This window comes from Streptomyces albus subsp. albus (genome assembly GCF_000719865.1).
Lineage (GTDB): Bacteria > Actinomycetota > Actinomycetes > Streptomycetales > Streptomycetaceae > Streptomyces > Streptomyces albus_E.
Map to the genome: position 1 here is coordinate 14,444 of NZ_JOID01000004.1, position 16,042 is coordinate 30,485.

15 protein-coding genes are annotated in these 16,042 nt (G+C 74.4%); 13 read left to right on the plus strand and 2 right to left on the minus strand.

The window, feature by feature from the left end:
* Nucleotides 1-46 precede the first annotated feature (46 nt).
* The 6 genes from rimO (at nt 47) to IF83_RS35610 (ending at nt 4,403) form a co-directional block, all read left to right on the plus strand.
* Nucleotides 47-1,576 carry a 30S ribosomal protein S12 methylthiotransferase RimO gene (rimO, locus tag IF83_RS0104770; RefSeq protein ID WP_030542746.1) on the plus strand — a complete coding sequence of 510 codons (1,530 nt, stop codon included), beginning with the start codon at nt 47-49 and terminating at the stop codon, nt 1,574-1,576.
* On the plus strand, nt 1,573-2,271 hold the full coding sequence (pgsA, locus tag IF83_RS0104775; RefSeq protein WP_037678726.1) for a CDP-diacylglycerol--glycerol-3-phosphate 3-phosphatidyltransferase: 699 nt from the start codon (nt 1,573-1,575) through the stop codon (nt 2,269-2,271). Before rimO ends, pgsA begins: the two co-directional genes overlap by 4 nt.
* 32 nt (nt 2,272-2,303) lie before the next feature.
* The gene (locus tag IF83_RS0104780) at nt 2,304-2,783 is read left to right on the plus strand and encodes a CinA family protein (protein WP_030542748.1); all 480 of its coding nucleotides are present in this window, start codon (nt 2,304-2,306) and stop codon (nt 2,781-2,783) included.
* Between the two features lie 109 nt (nt 2,784-2,892).
* Nucleotides 2,893-3,273, plus strand: coding sequence for a helix-turn-helix domain-containing protein (locus IF83_RS0104785; protein ID WP_019709745.1), 381 nt, complete (start codon nt 2,893-2,895; stop codon nt 3,271-3,273).
* Nucleotides 3,274-3,483: 210 nt separating this feature from the next.
* The gene (locus IF83_RS0104790; RefSeq protein ID WP_030542749.1) at nt 3,484-3,972 is read left to right on the plus strand and encodes a Dps family protein; all 489 of its coding nucleotides are present in this window, start codon (nt 3,484-3,486) and stop codon (nt 3,970-3,972) included.
* Between the two features lie 77 nt (nt 3,973-4,049).
* Nucleotides 4,050-4,403, plus strand: a complete 354-nt coding sequence (locus IF83_RS35610; protein WP_107046698.1) for a hypothetical protein — start codon at nt 4,050-4,052, stop codon at nt 4,401-4,403.
* Between the two features lie 94 nt (nt 4,404-4,497).
* Here IF83_RS35610 and IF83_RS0104800 read toward each other — a convergent pair whose 3' ends face one another.
* Together IF83_RS0104800 and IF83_RS0104805 are read right to left on the minus strand one after the other, a co-directional pair.
* A complete protein-coding gene (locus IF83_RS0104800) occupies nt 4,498-5,292 on the minus strand; it encodes a DNA-formamidopyrimidine glycosylase family protein (protein ID WP_030542750.1) in 795 nt (264 codons plus the stop codon).
* Between the two features lie 66 nt (nt 5,293-5,358).
* The gene (locus IF83_RS0104805) at nt 5,359-10,110 is read right to left on the minus strand and encodes a DEAD/DEAH box helicase (protein ID WP_030542751.1); all 4,752 of its coding nucleotides are present in this window, start codon (nt 10,108-10,110) and stop codon (nt 5,359-5,361) included.
* A gap of 126 nt (nt 10,111-10,236) precedes the next feature.
* Here IF83_RS0104805 and IF83_RS0104810 point away from each other — a divergent pair, with 126 nt between their 5' ends.
* From IF83_RS0104810 to recX, 7 genes are all read left to right on the plus strand, one after another.
* A complete protein-coding gene (locus IF83_RS0104810) occupies nt 10,237-11,136 on the plus strand; it encodes an AraC family transcriptional regulator (RefSeq protein ID WP_107046702.1) in 900 nt (299 codons plus the stop codon).
* Between the two features lie 81 nt (nt 11,137-11,217).
* Nucleotides 11,218-12,018, plus strand: coding sequence for an AzlC family ABC transporter permease (locus tag IF83_RS0104815; RefSeq protein ID WP_078843188.1), 801 nt, complete (start codon nt 11,218-11,220; stop codon nt 12,016-12,018).
* Entirely contained in the window at nt 12,015-12,323 is a 309-nt protein-coding gene (locus IF83_RS0104820; protein WP_030542754.1) for an AzlD domain-containing protein, read from the plus strand. The genes IF83_RS0104815 and IF83_RS0104820 overlap by 4 nt, the downstream gene beginning before the upstream one ends.
* Before the next feature lie 43 nt (nt 12,324-12,366).
* A complete protein-coding gene (locus tag IF83_RS0104825) occupies nt 12,367-12,561 on the plus strand; it encodes a DUF3046 domain-containing protein (RefSeq protein ID WP_030542755.1) in 195 nt (64 codons plus the stop codon).
* A gap of 72 nt (nt 12,562-12,633) precedes the next feature.
* A complete protein-coding gene (locus IF83_RS0104830) occupies nt 12,634-13,920 on the plus strand; it encodes an AI-2E family transporter (protein ID WP_078843174.1) in 1,287 nt (428 codons plus the stop codon).
* A gap of 195 nt (nt 13,921-14,115) precedes the next feature.
* Entirely contained in the window at nt 14,116-15,240 is a 1,125-nt protein-coding gene (recA, locus tag IF83_RS0104835) for a recombinase RecA (RefSeq protein WP_030542757.1), read from the plus strand.
* A gap of 3 nt (nt 15,241-15,243) precedes the next feature.
* Complete coding sequence (gene recX / locus IF83_RS0104840; RefSeq protein ID WP_030542758.1) at nt 15,244-15,888, plus strand: recombination regulator RecX; 645 nt, start codon at nt 15,244-15,246, stop codon at nt 15,886-15,888.
* Nucleotides 15,889-16,042 lie beyond the last annotated feature (154 nt).

The following is a 16,042-nucleotide window of genomic DNA, read 5'->3' on the forward strand; positions in this document are numbered from 1 at the left end:
GGAGACCTGGGGCAGGGCTGTCCGCGGGACAAAGTAGGCTGAGCACATGCCCGAACGCCGTACCGTCGCACTTGTCACCCTAGGCTGCGCTCGCAACGAGGTGGACTCGGAGGAGCTCGCAGGCCGTCTGGCGGCGGATGGCTGGGAGCTCGTCCCGGAGGCCGCCGACGCGGATGTGGCCGTCGTCAACACCTGCGGCTTCGTCGAGGCCGCCAAGAAGGACTCCGTGGACGCCCTGCTGGAGGCGAACGACCTCAAGACGGCGGCGTCCGAGGGCGGTGCCCGCACCCAGGCCGTCGTCGCCGTGGGCTGCATGGCCGAGCGGTACGGCAAGGAGCTCGCCGCGGCCCTCCCGGAGGCCGACGGCGTCCTCGGCTTCGACGACTACGCCGACATCTCCGACCGCCTGCAGACCATCCTCTCCGGCGGCGTCCACGCCTCGCACACCCCCCGGGACCGGCGCAAGCTGCTGCCCATCAGCCCCGCGGAGCGGCAGGGCGCCGAGGTGGCGCTCCCCGGCCACGGAACGGTCCCCGCCCCGGCGGCCGCGGCGGATGACCTGCCCGAGGGAATCGCGCCCGCCTCCGGCCCGCGCGCACCGCTCCGCCGCCGCCTGGACGACAGCCCCGTCGCCTCGGTCAAGCTGGCCTCCGGCTGCGACCGGCGCTGCTCGTTCTGCGCCATCCCCGCCTTCCGCGGCTCCTTCATCTCCCGCCGTCCCGCGGATGTGCTGGGGGAGACCCGGTGGCTGGCCGGTCAGGGCGTGAAGGAGATCATGCTGGTCTCCGAGAACAACACCTCCTACGGCAAGGACCTGGGCGACATCCGGCTGCTGGAGACGCTGCTGCCGGAGCTCGCGGAGGTCGACGGCATCGAGCGGATCCGGGTCAGCTATCTGCAGCCCGCCGAGATGCGTCCCGGTCTCATCGACGTCCTCACCTCCACCCCGAAGGTCGCGCCCTACTTCGACCTGTCCTTCCAGCACTCGGCGCCCGGCGTGCTGCGGGCGATGCGCCGCTTCGGGGACACCGACCGCTTCCTGGAACTCCTCGGCACGATCCGCTCCCGGGCCCCGCAGGCCGGCGTCCGCTCCAACTTCATCGTCGGCTTCCCCGGCGAGACCGAGGACGACCTCGCCGAACTGGAGCGCTTCCTCACCGGGGCGCGGCTGGACGCCATCGGCGTCTTCGGATACTCCGACGAGGAGGGCACCGAGGCGGCGGCCTACGAGGGCAAGCTGGACGAGGACACCGTCGCCGAACGCCTCGCGCACATCTCCCGGCTCGCCGAGGAGCTGACGGCCCAGCGCGCCGAGGAGCGGCTCGGCGAGACGGTGCGGGTTCTCGTCGAATCCGTGGACGAGGAGGAGGGGGCGGTCGGCCGCGGTGCGCACCAGGCGCCGGAGACCGACGGGCAGATCCTCCTCACGGACTCCCGCGGGCTGGCGCCCGGACGTATGGTCGAAGCGAAGGTGGTGGCGACCGAGGGCGTGGACCTCGTCGCCGAACCGTCCCCCGCTCTCGGCGGGGAGGCGCCGTCCGGCGCTGCACGCCGTACCGAGGAGGCGGGCACATGACCGGAGTACCCGCCTCCGCGGCGGGAGGTCAGGGGCGGGCCCAGGCCCGCGCCGGAGTCGCGGCGGGCGCCACGGCGGTGGCCGTGCGCCAGGCCGGGCTCTGGAACATCGCCAACGTCCTGACCATGGTGCGGCTGCTGCTGGTCCCCGGCTTCGTGCTCCTCCTGCTGCACAACGGCGGCTACGACCCGGTCTGGCGCTCCTTCGCCTGGGCGGCGTTCGCCGTCGCCATGATCACCGATCTCTTCGACGGCCAGCTGGCCCGGCGCTACAACCTCGTCACCGACTTCGGCAAGATCGCCGACCCGATTGCCGACAAGGCGATCATGGGTGCGGCGCTGATCTGCCTTTCCGCCCTCTCCGACCTGCCCTGGTGGGTGACCGGTCTGATCCTTTTCCGCGAGCTGGGCATCACGGTCCTGCGGTTCTGGGTGATCCGGCACGGTGTCATCCCGGCCAGCCGGGGCGGCAAGCTGAAGACTCTCGCCCAGGGCACGGCCGTCGGGATGTACGTCCTCGTGCTCACCGGGCCGCTCGCCACGCTCCGCTTCTGGATGATGGCGGTGGCGGTGCTGCTCACCGTCGTCACCGGGCTCGACTACGTCCGGCAGGCGGTCGTTCTGCGCCGCGCCGGGCTGGCGCGGGAGCGCGGGGACGCCGCCGCCCGGGCGGCGGCCGGGGGCCCGGGCCGGTGAACGCCACCGCCGCCGCCGACGTACTGGAAACGATGGCAGCGCGCGGTGAGACGCTGGCCGTGGCGGAGTCGCTCACGGGCGGCCTCGTGGCGGCTGAGCTGACCGGAGTACCGGGGGCCTCGCGGGTCCTCAGGGGGGCGGTGACCGCTTATGCGACCGATCTCAAGCACACCCTGCTGGGCGTGGACGGAGCGCTGCTGGCCGAGCGCGGGGCGGTGGACGCGGAGGTCGCCCGGCAGATGGCCGGGGGCGTACGGCGGCTGCTGGGCGCCGACTGGGGGATCGCGACCACCGGCGTCGCCGGGCCGGACCCGCAGGACGGGCAGCCGGTCGGCACGGTGTACGTGGCGGTCGCCGGCCCCGCCGGGACGGTCCGGTCCCGGCTGCTGCGGCCGGCGGGGGACCGTGCGGGGATCCGCCGGGAGAGCGTCGGCGGAGTCCTCGGAATGCTGCGAGAAGAACTGGTCGGAAATGCGCGGGCACAGAATACGGAACACCGCGGGGGGAATTGATGTTTGCAGCCCTGAGTGAACACGTCATCGCTCCCCGCACGGCTGCCGTCCGAGGCGGTACGGTGGGGCGAGAAGGATCCGGATCCGAGGTCCGAGGAGGGAGCCACCGATGATTCTGCTCCGTCGCCTGCTGGGTGACGTGCTGCGTCGGCAGCGCCAGCGCCAGGGCCGAACCCTGCGTGAGGTCTCCTCGTCGGCGCGGGTCTCCCTCGGCTATCTCTCAGAGGTCGAGCGGGGGCAGAAGGAGGCTTCCTCCGAGCTGCTCTCCGCCATCTGCGATGCGCTGGACGTGCGAATGTCGCAGGTCATGCGTGAGGTGAGTGACGAGCTGTCGCTCGCCGAGCTGGCGCAGTCGGCGGCGGACGAGACCGTGCCGGCGCCGATGCGGCCCATGCTCAATTCGGTTTCGGTGACGTCCGTGACGGGCGTACCGGAGGAGCGCGTAACGATCAAGGCGCCGACGGAGGCCGTGGACGTCGTCGCTGCCTGACGGCCCAGTCGGCCACCCCTTGTCGCAGGCCCCGGACGGTTCGCCGTCCGGGGCCCGGCGCGTTCCGGGCGGCTTTTCCGCGGCTTTTCGCACCCCACCCGCTCATGTGTGACCCGTGTCACTTGACAGGGGCGGGTTTCCCGGACATGCCTCCGGCCCGGAGGGTATGCGATGGTGGAGAAGGGTTGATCGGACAAAGCAGGAGGAAACATGTCTGTCGTCAAGAGCCCGCTGGCCGACGAGGGCGACCGCCGGGCGGTTGCCGAGGCACTCCAGGGCGCTCTGGTCGATCTGGTCGATCTCTCGCTGGTGGCCAAGCAGGTGCACTGGAACGTGGTCGGCCCCCGGTTCCGCTCCGTACACCTCCAGCTCGACGAGGTCGTGGACACCGCCCGGGAGCACGCGGACATCGTGGCCGAGCGCGCAGCGGCGCTGGGCATCTCCCCGGACGGCCGTGCCGAGACCGTGGCCAAGACCAGCGGCCTCAACACCGTCAAGGAGACCTGGATCCGGGACACCGACGCGGTCCAGACGCTCGTGGAGGCCCTCGGCTCCGTCATCACGCGGATGCGGGAGCGGATCGAGGCCACGGACAAGCCGGACCCCGTCACCCAGGACATGATCATCGCTGTGACCGGCGAGCTCGAGAAGCACCGCTGGATGTTCCAGGCCGAGGACGCGGAGGGCCTGGGAGCCTGACCGGCCCCGGTCGCCCGCTCCGCCTCGGGGCGAGGAGCGGTGCCGTCCGTGCCGGCCGGCCGGAGGAGGCGGTCACTGTGGAGCGAGAGCCCTGGATAGCCGCGCCGGGTGCGATACCCGGCGCCATACGCACCCCCCGGCTCGTTGCCGTGCCCGGCGCGCTCCGGGCCCTGCCGGGCGCCGTACCCGGCGCGGTGCGTGCCCTTCCGGCCGCCGTGCGCTGGACGCTGGTGCTGGCCCTGGCCGGGGTGTGGTGGTGGGCCGTGCTCCGGCTGGCGCTGTCACCGGGCCGGGCCGGTGTCGTCGAGGCGGCCGTCGCGGCGAGCGGCTGGGGCCTCGGGCTGCTGCCGGTCCACTGCGCCCCGCCGGGAACGGGGGTCGCGGAGGGCCGACGCCATGCCGCTGGAGCCCCCGCCGCGGGCGGCCGCTGAGCCGGCGTACTGGGTCGGCGGATCCGCACAGCACGCGGGAGTGGGGTGGGGAACACGACCGGGAGGGGAACCGGGCATCTCCGACGGGGGATGATCACGGATATGGCCCGGGCTGGCAGCGCGGGCACCAGTAGGTGTCGCGTTCCCGTCCCGGCTCGCCCTGTTCCGCCATGCGGACGGGGGTGCCGCAGCGCCGGCAGGGCCGCCCTGCGCGGCCGTACACCCACAGCTTGCGGTCCCCGCGCGGATCGGCCGTGGTGACGCGGGAGGCGCGGGCCTTGTTGAGGTCCAGGAGCTTCGCGGCGAGCGCGACGAGACGGTCGGGCGACGGGACGTCCCCGGCCGGCAGCCAGGGGGAGAGGCGGAGCATGAAGCACAGCTCCGACTTGTAGACATTGCCCAGGCCGGCGAGATTGCGCTGGTCGAGCAGGGCCTCGCCGACCGGGCGGGCCGGGTCGGCGAGCAGCCGCCGGCGGGCCTCCCGCGGATCCCAGTCGGGGCCGAGCGGGTCCGGGCCGAGATGGCCCACCACGGTGTCCTCGTCGGCGGTGCGGAGCAGGTCGAGTACCGGCAGCCGGTAGCCGACGGCCGTCCGCGCCGCCGTGCCGAGGATCGCGCGGATCTGGTGCTCCGGGCCGCCGCGCGGGCGCTCACCGGCGGCGTAGACCCGCCAGGCTCCGTCCATCCGCAGATGGGAGTGGAGCGTCAGACCGCCCTCGAAGCGGGCCAGCAGATGCTTTCCGCGCGGTACGACCTCCAGCACGCTCCGGCCGGAGAGATCGGCGGTGGCGAGTTTCGGCACCCGGAGATCGCAGCGGACGAGCCTGTCACCGGCCAGGGCTTCGTGCAGGCGCCGGGCGGTCCGCCAGACGGTGTCTCCTTCGGGCATACGGCCATGATGCCCCGGGGCGGACGGGCCGGAGCGCCGTTGCCGGGGAGCCGCCGACCGGGGGTCTCAGCGAGGGCGGAGCCGCAGTCCTCGCGGGGAGGCGTGGAAGCCCGCCGTCTCCAGGGCCCGGCCCACGGGGGACCCCAGTGCCGGGGCGCCGTTGGCCCGCTCCACGGTGACCGTGCCGAGGGCGCCCCGCAGGGCCGCTTCCGCGAGGGTCTCCGCCGCCAGATGGAGCCGGGCGTCGCCCTCCGCGTCGCCGTCCTCCCCGCCGGGCCAGGCGAGCAGCGTCTTGCCGCCGCGCTCCACATAGAGCACCAGCCGCCCGTCGACCAGCACCACCAGGGCGCCCGCCTTCCGGCCCGGCCGGTGGCCGGCGCCGGCGGGCGGTTCGGGCCAGGGCAGGGCGGCTCCGTAGGCGTTGGCCGGGTCGGCGGCCGCCAGCAGAACGGCTCGGCCGCGGCCGCCCTGCGGCTCGCCGGGGACGCCGGGGGCGCCGGGGAAGGCCGGGTTCTCCGCGGCGTCCCGCTCCCGGGCCGTGGCGATGGCGCGCAGCCGGTCCACCGCGCCGTCCATGGCGAACTGCGCGGCCCCCAGCCCTTCGACCACATAGCCGCGCCGCGCCTTGCCGGTGTCCTCGAAGGCGGCCAGCACGCGGTAGGCCGCGGAGAAGCCGCCCTCGACGCCCTCGGCGGCGACCGCGCCGCGGGTGACCACACCGTGCCGGTCCAGCAGGGTCTGCGCGAGGGCGTGGGCCCGGTGCGTCGTGTCGTGCTCCCGCTCCGGCAGCAGCGACCAGCGGCCGGCGACGGTCGGCGGGCCGCCCGGCGAGGCCGGCCGCCCGGTGCGGCCGGGGAGACCGCCGTACCGGCCGCGGGGCACGGGCCGCCTGGCGCGGTGGGCGGTGGCGCCGGCGGTGCGGCCCGAGCCGAGTAGCGAGCGCAGCGGTGCCAGGGTGTCGTTGGTGAGCCGTCCGGACCAGGCGAGATCCCATACGGCGTCGGCCAGTTCGGCCTCCGTGGCCTCGGAGTGGCCGGCTGACCGCACCCGGTCGGCGAGCTGGCGGAAGAACAGCCCGTAACCCCCGGACAGGGCCTGCAGGACGGCCTCGTGGAGCGGGCCCGCCTCGAAGGGCAGCGGGGCGGGGAGGAGCAGCGGGGCCACGTCGGCGAGGTACAGCGAGAGCCAGCCGTCCTTGCCGGGCAGCGCCCCGGCGCCCGCCCAGACGATCTCGCCGGCGGCCGTCAGCTCGTCGAGCATTCCCGGGGTGTAGCCGGCCACCCGGGACGGCAGGACGAGCTTCTCCAGGGCGGAGGCGGGGACGGGTGCGCCCTGCAACTGCTCGACGGCGCGCACCAGTCCGTCGATGCCGCGCAGACCGCGGGTGCCGACCTGCTGCCACTGGGGCAGGAAGGAGCCGAGCGCGGGCGGCGGCACCGGCTCCAGCTCCCGGCGCAGCGCGGCCAGGGAACGGCGGCGCAGCCGCCGCAGCACTCCGCTGTCGCACCACTCCTGGCCGGCGCCCGCCGGGTGGAACTCGCCCTGGACGACCCGGCCGTCGGCGGCGAGCCGGCGCAGGGCACCCTCGGTGACGGCCACGCCGAGGCCGAAGCGCTCCGCGGCCGCGGCGGAGGTGAAGGGGCCGTGGGTCCGGGCGTAGCGGGCGAGGAGGTCGCCGAGCGGGTCCTTGACCGGCTCCGTGAAGGCTTCCGGTACGCCGACGGGCAGCGCCGTGCCCAGGGCGTCGCGGAGCCGTCCGGCGTCCTCCACCGCCGCCCAGTGCTCCCGCCCGGCGATCCGTACGCGGATGGCGCGCCGGGCGTCGGCCAGCTCCCCGGCCCAGCCGGGTTCGGCGCCGCGCGCGGCCAGCTCGGCGTCGGTGACCGGGCCGAGGAGGCGGAGCAGGTCGGCGACGCTCTCCGGGTCCTTCGCGCGGCGGTCCTCCGTCAGCCACTGCAGCTCGCGCTCCAGGCTCTCCAGCACCTCGGCGTCGAGGAGTTCGCGCAGCTCGGCCTGGCCCAGCAGCTCCGCCAGCAGCCGGGAGTCCAGGGAGAGCGCGGCGGCCCGGCGCTCGGCGAGCGGGGAGTCGCCCTCGTAGAGGTACTGCGCGACATAGCCGAAGAGGAGGGAGCGGGCGAAGGGGGAGGGCTCCGGGGTGGTGATCTCGACCAGGCGGACCCGGCGGGCCTCGATGTCGCCCATGAGTTCGGTGAGGCCCGGGACGTCGAAGACGTCCTGCAGGCATTCGCGCACGGCCTCCAGCACGATCGGGAAGGAGCCGAACTCGGATGCCACCTGGAGCAGTTGGGCGGCTCGCTGGCGCTGCTGCCAGAGCGGGGTGCGCTTCCCGGGGTCGCGGCGCGGCAGCAGCAGGGCGCGGGCGGCGCACTCGCGGAAGCGGGCGGCGAACAGCGCCGAGCCGCCGACCTGGTCGGTGACGATCTGCCCGATGTCCTCCCGGTCGAAGACGACGTCGGCCGCCCCGGCCGGCGGCTGCTCGGGGTCGGACCAGGCGGGAACAGGCGGCGCGCTGTCCGGGCCGCTGCCTCCCCCGGGGCCGGGCTCCATGTCCAGCAGGTCCAGGCCCATCATGTCGGCGTCGGGCAGCCGCAGCACGATGCCGTCGTCGGCGTGCATCACCTGGGCGTCCATGCCGAACCGCTCCGCCAGCCGGGCGCCGAGCGCCAGCGCCCACGGGGCGTGCACCTGGGCGCCGAAGGGGGAGTGCACGACGACGCGCCAGTCGCCCAGCTCGTCGCGGAAGCGTTCCACGACGACGGTGCGGTCGTCGGGGACGTGCCCGCACGCCTTCCGCTGCTCCTCCAGATAGGCCAGCAGGTTCTCCGCCGCCAGCGCGTCCAGCCCGGCGGACGTCAGCCGCGCCCGGGCCTCCGCGGGGGCCAGGGAAGCGATCTCGCGGAGGAACGCGCCCAGCGCCCGGCCGAGTTCGAGCGGACGGCCGAGCTGGTCGCCCTTCCAGAACGGCAGCCGCCCGGGCACACCCGGCGCGGGGGAGACGAGGACGCGGTCGCGGGTGATGTCCTCGATGCGCCAGGTGGTGGTGCCCAGCGTGAAGACATCGCCCACCCGCGACTCGTACACCATCTCCTCGTCCAGCTCGCCCACCCGCCCGCCGCCCTTCTTCGGGTCGGCGCCGGCGAGGAAGACGCCGAAGAGGCCGCGGTCCGGGATGGTGCCGCCGGAGGTCACCGCGAGGCGCTGGGCGCCCGGCCGGCCGCTGACCGTCCCGGCCACCCGGTCCCAGACCAGGCGGGGCCGCAACTCGGCGAAGGCGTCGGACGGATAGCGGCCCGCGAGCATGTCGAGGACGGAGGTGTACGCGGACTCCGGGAGCGACGCGAAGGGCGCGGCGCGCCGGACCACGGCGAGCAGCTCCTCGACGTCCCAGGCGTCCATGGACGTCATGGCCACGATCTGCTGGGCCAGCACGTCCAGCGGGTTCGCCGGGACGCGCAGCGCCTCGATGGCGCCCGAGCGCATCCGCTCCGTCACCACCGCCGACTGGACCAGATCGCCGCGGTACTTGGGGAAGACGACCCCGGTGGAGACCGCGCCCACCTGGTGCCCGGCCCGCCCGACGCGCTGGAGCCCGGAGGCCACCGACGGCGGGGACTCGACCTGGACGACCAGGTCCACCGCGCCCATGTCGATGCCCAGTTCGAGACTGGAGGTGGCGACGACGGCGGGCAGCCGGCCCGCCTTGAGATCCTCCTCCACCTGCGCCCGCTGCTCCTTGGAGACCGAGCCGTGGTGGGCGCGGGCCAGCACCGCCGGCGCGCCCCGGGCGGCTCCGGAGCCGCCCATCAGCTCGGCGGGGGAGTGGTCCTCGGGCACCGGCTCGCCCGTGGCCCGCTCGTACGCGATCTCGTTGAGCCGGTTGCAGAGCCGCTCGGCGAGCCGCCGGGAGTTGACGAAGACGATCGTGGACCGGTGGGCCTGGACCAGATCGGCGATCCGCTCCTCGACATGCGGCCAGATCGACGGCCGCTCCGCCGCCCCGCCGTCCGGGCCTTCCGCGGCGTCCCGCGCCGGGGCGCCGCCGAGCTCGCCGAGATCCTCGACGGGCACGACCACCGAGAGGTCGAACCGCTTCTCGGAGGGCGGCTGGACGATCTCCACCCGGCGCCGCGGCGACAGATAGCGCGCCACCTCCTCGACCGGGCGGACGGTGGCGGACAGGCCGATCCGGCGGGCGGGGCGGGGCAGCAGCTCGTCCAGCCGCTCCAGGGAGAGCGCGAGGTGCGCGCCGCGCTTGGTGCCCGCGACGGCGTGCACCTCGTCGAGGATGACCGTCTCGACCCCGGACAGGGCCTCCCGCGCGGAGGAGGTCAGCATCAGGAAGAGCGACTCGGGGGTGGTGATCAGGATGTCCGGCGGGCGGTTGGCGAGGGAGCGGCGCTCGGCGGCCGGGGTGTCCCCGGAGCGGATGCCGACCCGGACCTCGGGCTCCGGCAGCCCCAGCCGGACCGCCTCGTGCCGGATGCCGGTGAGCGGGCTGCGGAGGTTGCGCTCCACGTCGACCGCGAGGGCCTTCAGGGGTGAGATGTACAACACCCGGCAGCGCTTCTTCGCCTCGGCGGGCGGGGGCGTGCTCGCCAGCCGGTCCAGGGAGGCCAGGAAGGCGGCGAGCGTCTTGCCGGAGCCGGTCGGCGCGACCACCAGGACGTCCGACCCCGCGCCGATCGCCCGCCAGGCGCCCGCCTGGGCGGCGGTGGGCGCGGTGAAGGCCCCCGAGAACCAGGCGCGGGTGGCGGGCGAGAAGGCGTCGAGGGCCGGGGCGGCCGGGTCGTGCGGCATGTCCCCATCGTGCACCCCGGTACCGACAAACGCGGCGTCACCGCTGGTGGGGGCCGTCCCCCGGGTCGTCCTCCGGGGGAACGGCCCCCCGGCCGGCGGAGGCGCGGCGGAGGCACAATGGCCGGTATGCGGGAGATACGGGAGAAGCGGGCGAAAGAGCACGCCCGGTACTGGCAGCATCCACGGCTGCCCGGTGTCGATCTGCTGCACGCCCGCTACGTCCGGCACACCTTCTCCCGCCACGCCCACGACGGCTTCGTCATCGGCGCGGTGACCGGCGGGGTGGAGGGCGTCGGGCTGCCCCGCGGGGCGGAGCACGTCGGCAGCGGCGGAGTCGTCCTGATCAACCCGGAGACTCCCCACACCGCGTACGCCGGGGTCAGCGAGGGCTGGAGCTACCGCGTCCTGTACCCCTCGGTCGACGTGGTCGCGGAGGTGGCGGCCGAGACGGCTGCGGTGCGGGGCACCCCGTCGTTCGGCGAGACGGTGCTCGACGACCCGGAGAGCGGCCGGCTGATCGCCGCCGTGCACCGGGCGGCCGAGGAGGACAACGCCCTGGCCGCCGGCACCCTGCTGCGCACCGCGGTCGCCCGCCTGCTGGAGCGCTGCGGCAGCACGGCCGGTCCCGGTCCGGCCGGCCCGCCCGGTGCCGGGGCGCGGGCCGCCGCACGGGCCCGGGACCTGCTGATGGAGCACATGGCGGACCCGCCGCCGCTCGAACAGCTCGCCGCGGCGGTCGGCACCGGTCCGTTCGCCCTGCTGCGCGCCTTCCGCGACGCCTACGGACTCCCGCCGCACGCCTGGCTCACCGGCGCCCGGGTCCGCCGGGCCAGGGCCCTGCTCGACGAGGGGGCCGCGCCGGCCGAGGCGGCCGCCGCCGTCGGTTTCACCGACCAGCCGCATCTGAACCGGCACTTCACCCGGATCGTCGGGGTGCCGCCCGGCGCGTACCGGCGGGAGCGGCAGCGCGCCCGTGCCCTCGGTGCCGCAAGAACGTCCAAGACGGGGAGCGGCGCCGCTCCGTAGCGTGCGGGCGTGGACGGCGCGGACGGTGTGGACGGCGCGAACGACGGTGGACGAGACGGACGGACGAGGCAACCGGTGGACATGAGGGAGACCGCGGGAACCCCGGACGCGGGGCGCGGAACGGAACCGGGGCGCGGGACGGAGCCGGGGGCCGGTGCCCCGGTGCGGGTGGAGACCCTGCCGCGCTCCGACGCGGCGGTGGTGCGGGACGCGCTCGGCGTGGGCGTCGCCGTGGGGCTGTCGGGCTTCGCCTTCGGGGTGACCTCCGCGGGAGCCGGTCTCACCCTGCTCCAGACCTGCGCGCTCAGCCTGCTGGTGTTCACGGGCGCCTCGCAGTTCGCGCTCGTCGGCGCGCTCGCGGCGGGCGGCAACCCGTACACGGCCGCGGCCGGGGCGTTCTTCCTCGGGGTGCGCAACGCCTTCTACGGGCTGCGGCTGTCGCAGCTGCTGCGCGTCCCCCGCGCCCTGCGCCCGTTCGCCGCCCAGTGGGTCATCGACGAGACCGCCGCGGTCGCCCTCGCCCAGCCCGGGCGGCGCGCGGCGCGGATCGGCTTCGCCGTCACCGGCGCGACCCTCTACGTGCTGTGGAACCTGACCACGCTGCTCGGCGCGCTCGGTGCCTCGGCGCTGGGCGATCCGCGGGTGTGGGGCCTGGACGCCGCAGGCCCGGCGGTGTTCCTGGCCCTGCTCGCGCCGATGCTGAGGACGGCGACCGAACGCGCGGTGGCCGGTGTGGCGGTGGTGCTCGTGCTCGTCGGCGTGCCCGTGCTGCCCGCCGGGGTGCCGGTGCTCGTCGCGGCGCTGGCCGCGCCGGTCGTCCTGGCGCTGCGCGGCCGGGGCGCGGCCCGTCCGGTCCGTCCCGGGAAGGGGCGCGGCCGGTGAGCGTCTGGATCGCCATCGGCCTCACCACGGCCGGCTGCTACCTCGTCAAACTGTTCGGGCTGTCGGTGCCCGCCGGCGCGCTGGAACGGCCCGCCGTCAAGCGGCTGGCCGCCCTGCTGCCCATCGCGCTGCTGGCCGCGCTCACCGCCCAGCAGACCTTCGGCGAGGGCTCCGCCCTGGTCCTCGACGCCAGGGCGGCGGGGGTCGCCGCCGCGGCGCTGGCGCTGCTGCTGCGGGCCCCGTTCCTGGTGGTCGTGGGGGCCGCCGTCCTGGTGACCGCGGCGGTGCGCGCGCTGACCGGCTGACGGCCGGCCGGGACCGCACCGCCGAGGCGGGATACTGGACCTCATGCGGTTGACGGACTTCTGGCAGCGGATGGCGGATCACTTCGGTGCGGCGTACGCCGACTCCTTCGCGCGCGATCATGTGATGTCCGAGCTCGGCGGGAGGACGGTGTACGAGGCGCTGGAGGCCGGCTGGAACGCCAAGGACGTGTGGCGGGCCGTCTGCGCCGCCATGGACGTCCCCGCCGACCGCCGCTGACCCCGGTGGCCGGGTGAGCCGTGACCCCGGGCGCCGGACGGGCCGCCCCGGGGGGAGCGGGCCGCACCCCGGATGGGTCAAACTGGCACCGTGGCAGCGAACGACGACGAACCCGGTGGCGCCCCGGAACCCGGACCGCGCCCTGTCCCCGCCGAGCGGGCCCCCGTGCGCGGTGGTGAGCGGATGCCTGCCTGGCTGCCACGCGCCATCGCCCTGGTGTTCGCCGCCTATGCGGTCTTCCTGCTCGCGAGCTGGGCCTTCCAGCAGCTCACCGGACTGCTGATCAACATCCTGATCGCGTTCTTCCTGGGGCTGGCGATCGAACCGGCGGTGGACCGCATGGCGGACCGCGGGATGCGCCGAGGCCTGGCAACCGCCCTGGTGTTCCTGGGTCTCGTCGTGGCCGTGGCCGGGTTCGTCACCCTGCTCGGCTCGATGCTCGCCGGCCAGATCGTCACCATGGTCGAGAACTTCCCGGCCTATCTCGACTCGGTGATCCGCTGGAGCAACAAGACCTTCGGCACCAGCGTCTCGCGCCTGGAGATGCAGGACAGCCTGCTCAAGTCCGCCTGGCTGCAGAAGTACGTGCAGAACAGCGCGGGCGGGGTGCTGGACGTGTCGGCGCAGGTGATCGGCGGCCTGTTCATGACCCTCACCGTGGCGCTGTTCTCCTTCTACTTCGCGGCCGACGGTCCGCGGCTGCGCCGGGCCCTGTGCTCCATGCTGCCGCCGGCCAAGCAGGCCGAGGTGCTGCGGGCCTGGGACATCGCGGTCGCCAAGACCGGTGGCTACCTCTACTCGCGCGGCCTGATGGCGCTGGTCTCCGGTGGCGCGCACTACGTGCTGCTGGAGATCCTCGGGGTGCCGTACGCCCCGGCCCTGGCGATCTGGGTGGGGCTGGTCTCGCAGTTCATTCCGGCGATCGGCACCTATCTGGCGGGCGCGCTGCCGATCCTGCTGGCGTTCACCGTCAACCCCTGGTACGCGCTGTGGGTGCTCGTCTTCGTCGTGATCTACCAGCAGCTGGAGAACTACATCCTGCAGCCGCGGATCACGGCCCGGACCGTGGACATCCACCCCGCCGTCGCCTTCGGCTCGGTCATCGGGGGCGCCGCGCTGCTCGGTGCCGTCGGCGCGCTGATCGCGATCCCGGCGACGGCCACGCTGCAGGCGTTCCTGTCGGCCTATGTGAAGCGGTACGACGTCACCGACCATCCGCGGGTGCGCAGCCGGCGGCCGGTGCGGGAGCGGGGGGCCTCGACGCTCTCCCGGGTGCGCCGGGCGCTGCTCGGCCGCCGGCCGCCGGAGAGCGGGGACGGGGACGGAGACGGGGACAGGGACAGGGACAGGGACAGCTGAGGGGGCGGCGCGGGCCCTGTCCCGGGGCGCGGCGCGCGGGCGGGTGATCGGCTTGACACCAAAATCGAACATCCATTCAGATGGATGGCCCGGCCGGGTTTTCCACAGCCCGGCCGGCGACGGGGCGCGTTGTCAGTGCCAGGCGTTAGCGTCATGGACGTGAAGCGATCGACTCAAGCAAACCGGGTGGAACCCATGGCAGCAGGATCCGACCGCGAGAAGGCGCTCGACGCCGCGCTCGCGCAGATTGAACGGCAATTCGGCAAGGGCGCCGTCATGCGCCTCGGTGACCGGCCGAACGACCCCATCGAGGTCATCCCCACCGGGTCGACCGCTCTCGACGTGGCGCTGGGAGTCGGCGGTCTGCCGCGCGGCCGGGTCGTCGAGGTGTACGGCCCGGAGTCCTCCGGTAAGACGACCCTCACGCTCCACGCGGTGGCCAACGCCCAGAAGGCGGGCGGCACCGTCGCCTTCGTCGACGCGGAGCACGCGCTCGACCCCGAGTACGCCAAGGCCCTGGGCGTCGACACGGACAACCTCATCCTCTCCCAGCCGGACACCGGCGAGCAGGCGCTGGAGATCGTGGACATGCTGGTCCGCTCCGGCGCCCTCGACCTGATCGTCATCGACTCCGTGGCGGCCCTGGTGCCGCGCGCGGAGATCGAGGGCGAGATGGGGGACTCGCACGTCGGTCTCCAGGCCCGGCTGATGAGCCAGGCGCTCCGCAAGATCACCAGCGCCCTGAACCAGTCCAAGACCACGGCGATCTTCATCAACCAGCTCCGCGAGAAGATCGGTGTGATGTTCGGCTCACCCGAGACCACCACCGGTGGCCGGGCGCTGAAGTTCTACGCCTCGGTGCGGATCGACATCCGCCGGATCGAGACCCTCAAGGACGGCACCGACGCGGTTGGCAACCGCACCCGCTGCAAGGTCGTGAAGAACAAGGTCGCGCCGCCCTTCAAGCAGGCCGAGTTCGACATCCTCTACGGCGAGGGCATCAGCCGTGAGGGCGGACTGATCGACATGGGCGTCGAGCACGGCTTCATCCGCAAGTCCGGTGCCTGGTACACCTACGAGGGCGACCAGTTGGGACAGGGCAAGGAGAACGCCCGCAAGTTCCTCAAGGACAACCCGGACCTGGGCAACGAGATCGAGAAGAAGATCAAGGAAAAGCTGGGGATCGGGGTGCGCCCGGAGGCTCCGGCCGCAGAGCCGGGAGCGGACGCGGCGGGAGCGCCCGCCGAGCCGGCGAAGGCGGTGCCCGCCCCGGCCGCCAAGGCGACCAGGGCCTCCAAGGCCGCTGCCGCCAAGAGCTAGCCCATGACGCGGCGAACCGGCCGGCCGCAGGGGCGGCGGAAGGACGGCGGCGAGGACGACAGGGACGGCGGTGGCCCCTCTCCGTCGAGGGCCGGACAGGGGACACCGCGTCCGGGCGCGGGTACGGCCGCGTCCCGGACCGACGACCCCGGTGAGCGGGCACGGGCCATCTGCCTGCGCCTGCTCACCGGGACGCCGCGCACCCGCAAGCAGCTCGCCGACGCCTTGCGCAAGCGGGACATTCCCGAGGACGTGGCCGAGGAGGTCCTCTCCCGCTTCGAGGAGGTCGGTCTGATCGACGACGCCTCCTTCGCCGGTGCCTGGGTCGAGTCCCGCCACCACGGGCGGGGGCTGGCCCGCCGCGCCCTCGCTCGGGAACTGCGCACCCGCGGAGTGGAATCGACGGTCATCGACGAGGCCGTGGGCCGGCTCGACTCCGAACAGGAGGAGGAGACGGCCCGGGCGCTGGTGGAGCGCAGACTGCGGTCCACCCGGGGGCTGGACCGGGAGAAGCGGATCCGCCGCCTCGCCGGGATGCTGGCCCGCAAGGGCTACTCGGAGGGGCTCGCCCTGCGGGTGGTCCGGCGCGCGCTGGAGGAGGAGGGCGAGGACCCGGAGGCCCTGGAGTGGTTCCTCCCCGGGGACTGAACCCTTGTCCCGCCTCCGTCCGTTCGCCGGCCCGGTGTCCGGACCCTCTGACGTGCTCCGGGGAGCGTGGACTCCCCACCTCATGGCCCTGTGACCTGGGACGGCGGGGTGGTGACCGTCGGGCCGGCTCCCTCGGCGCACCGGCGCCGTGACG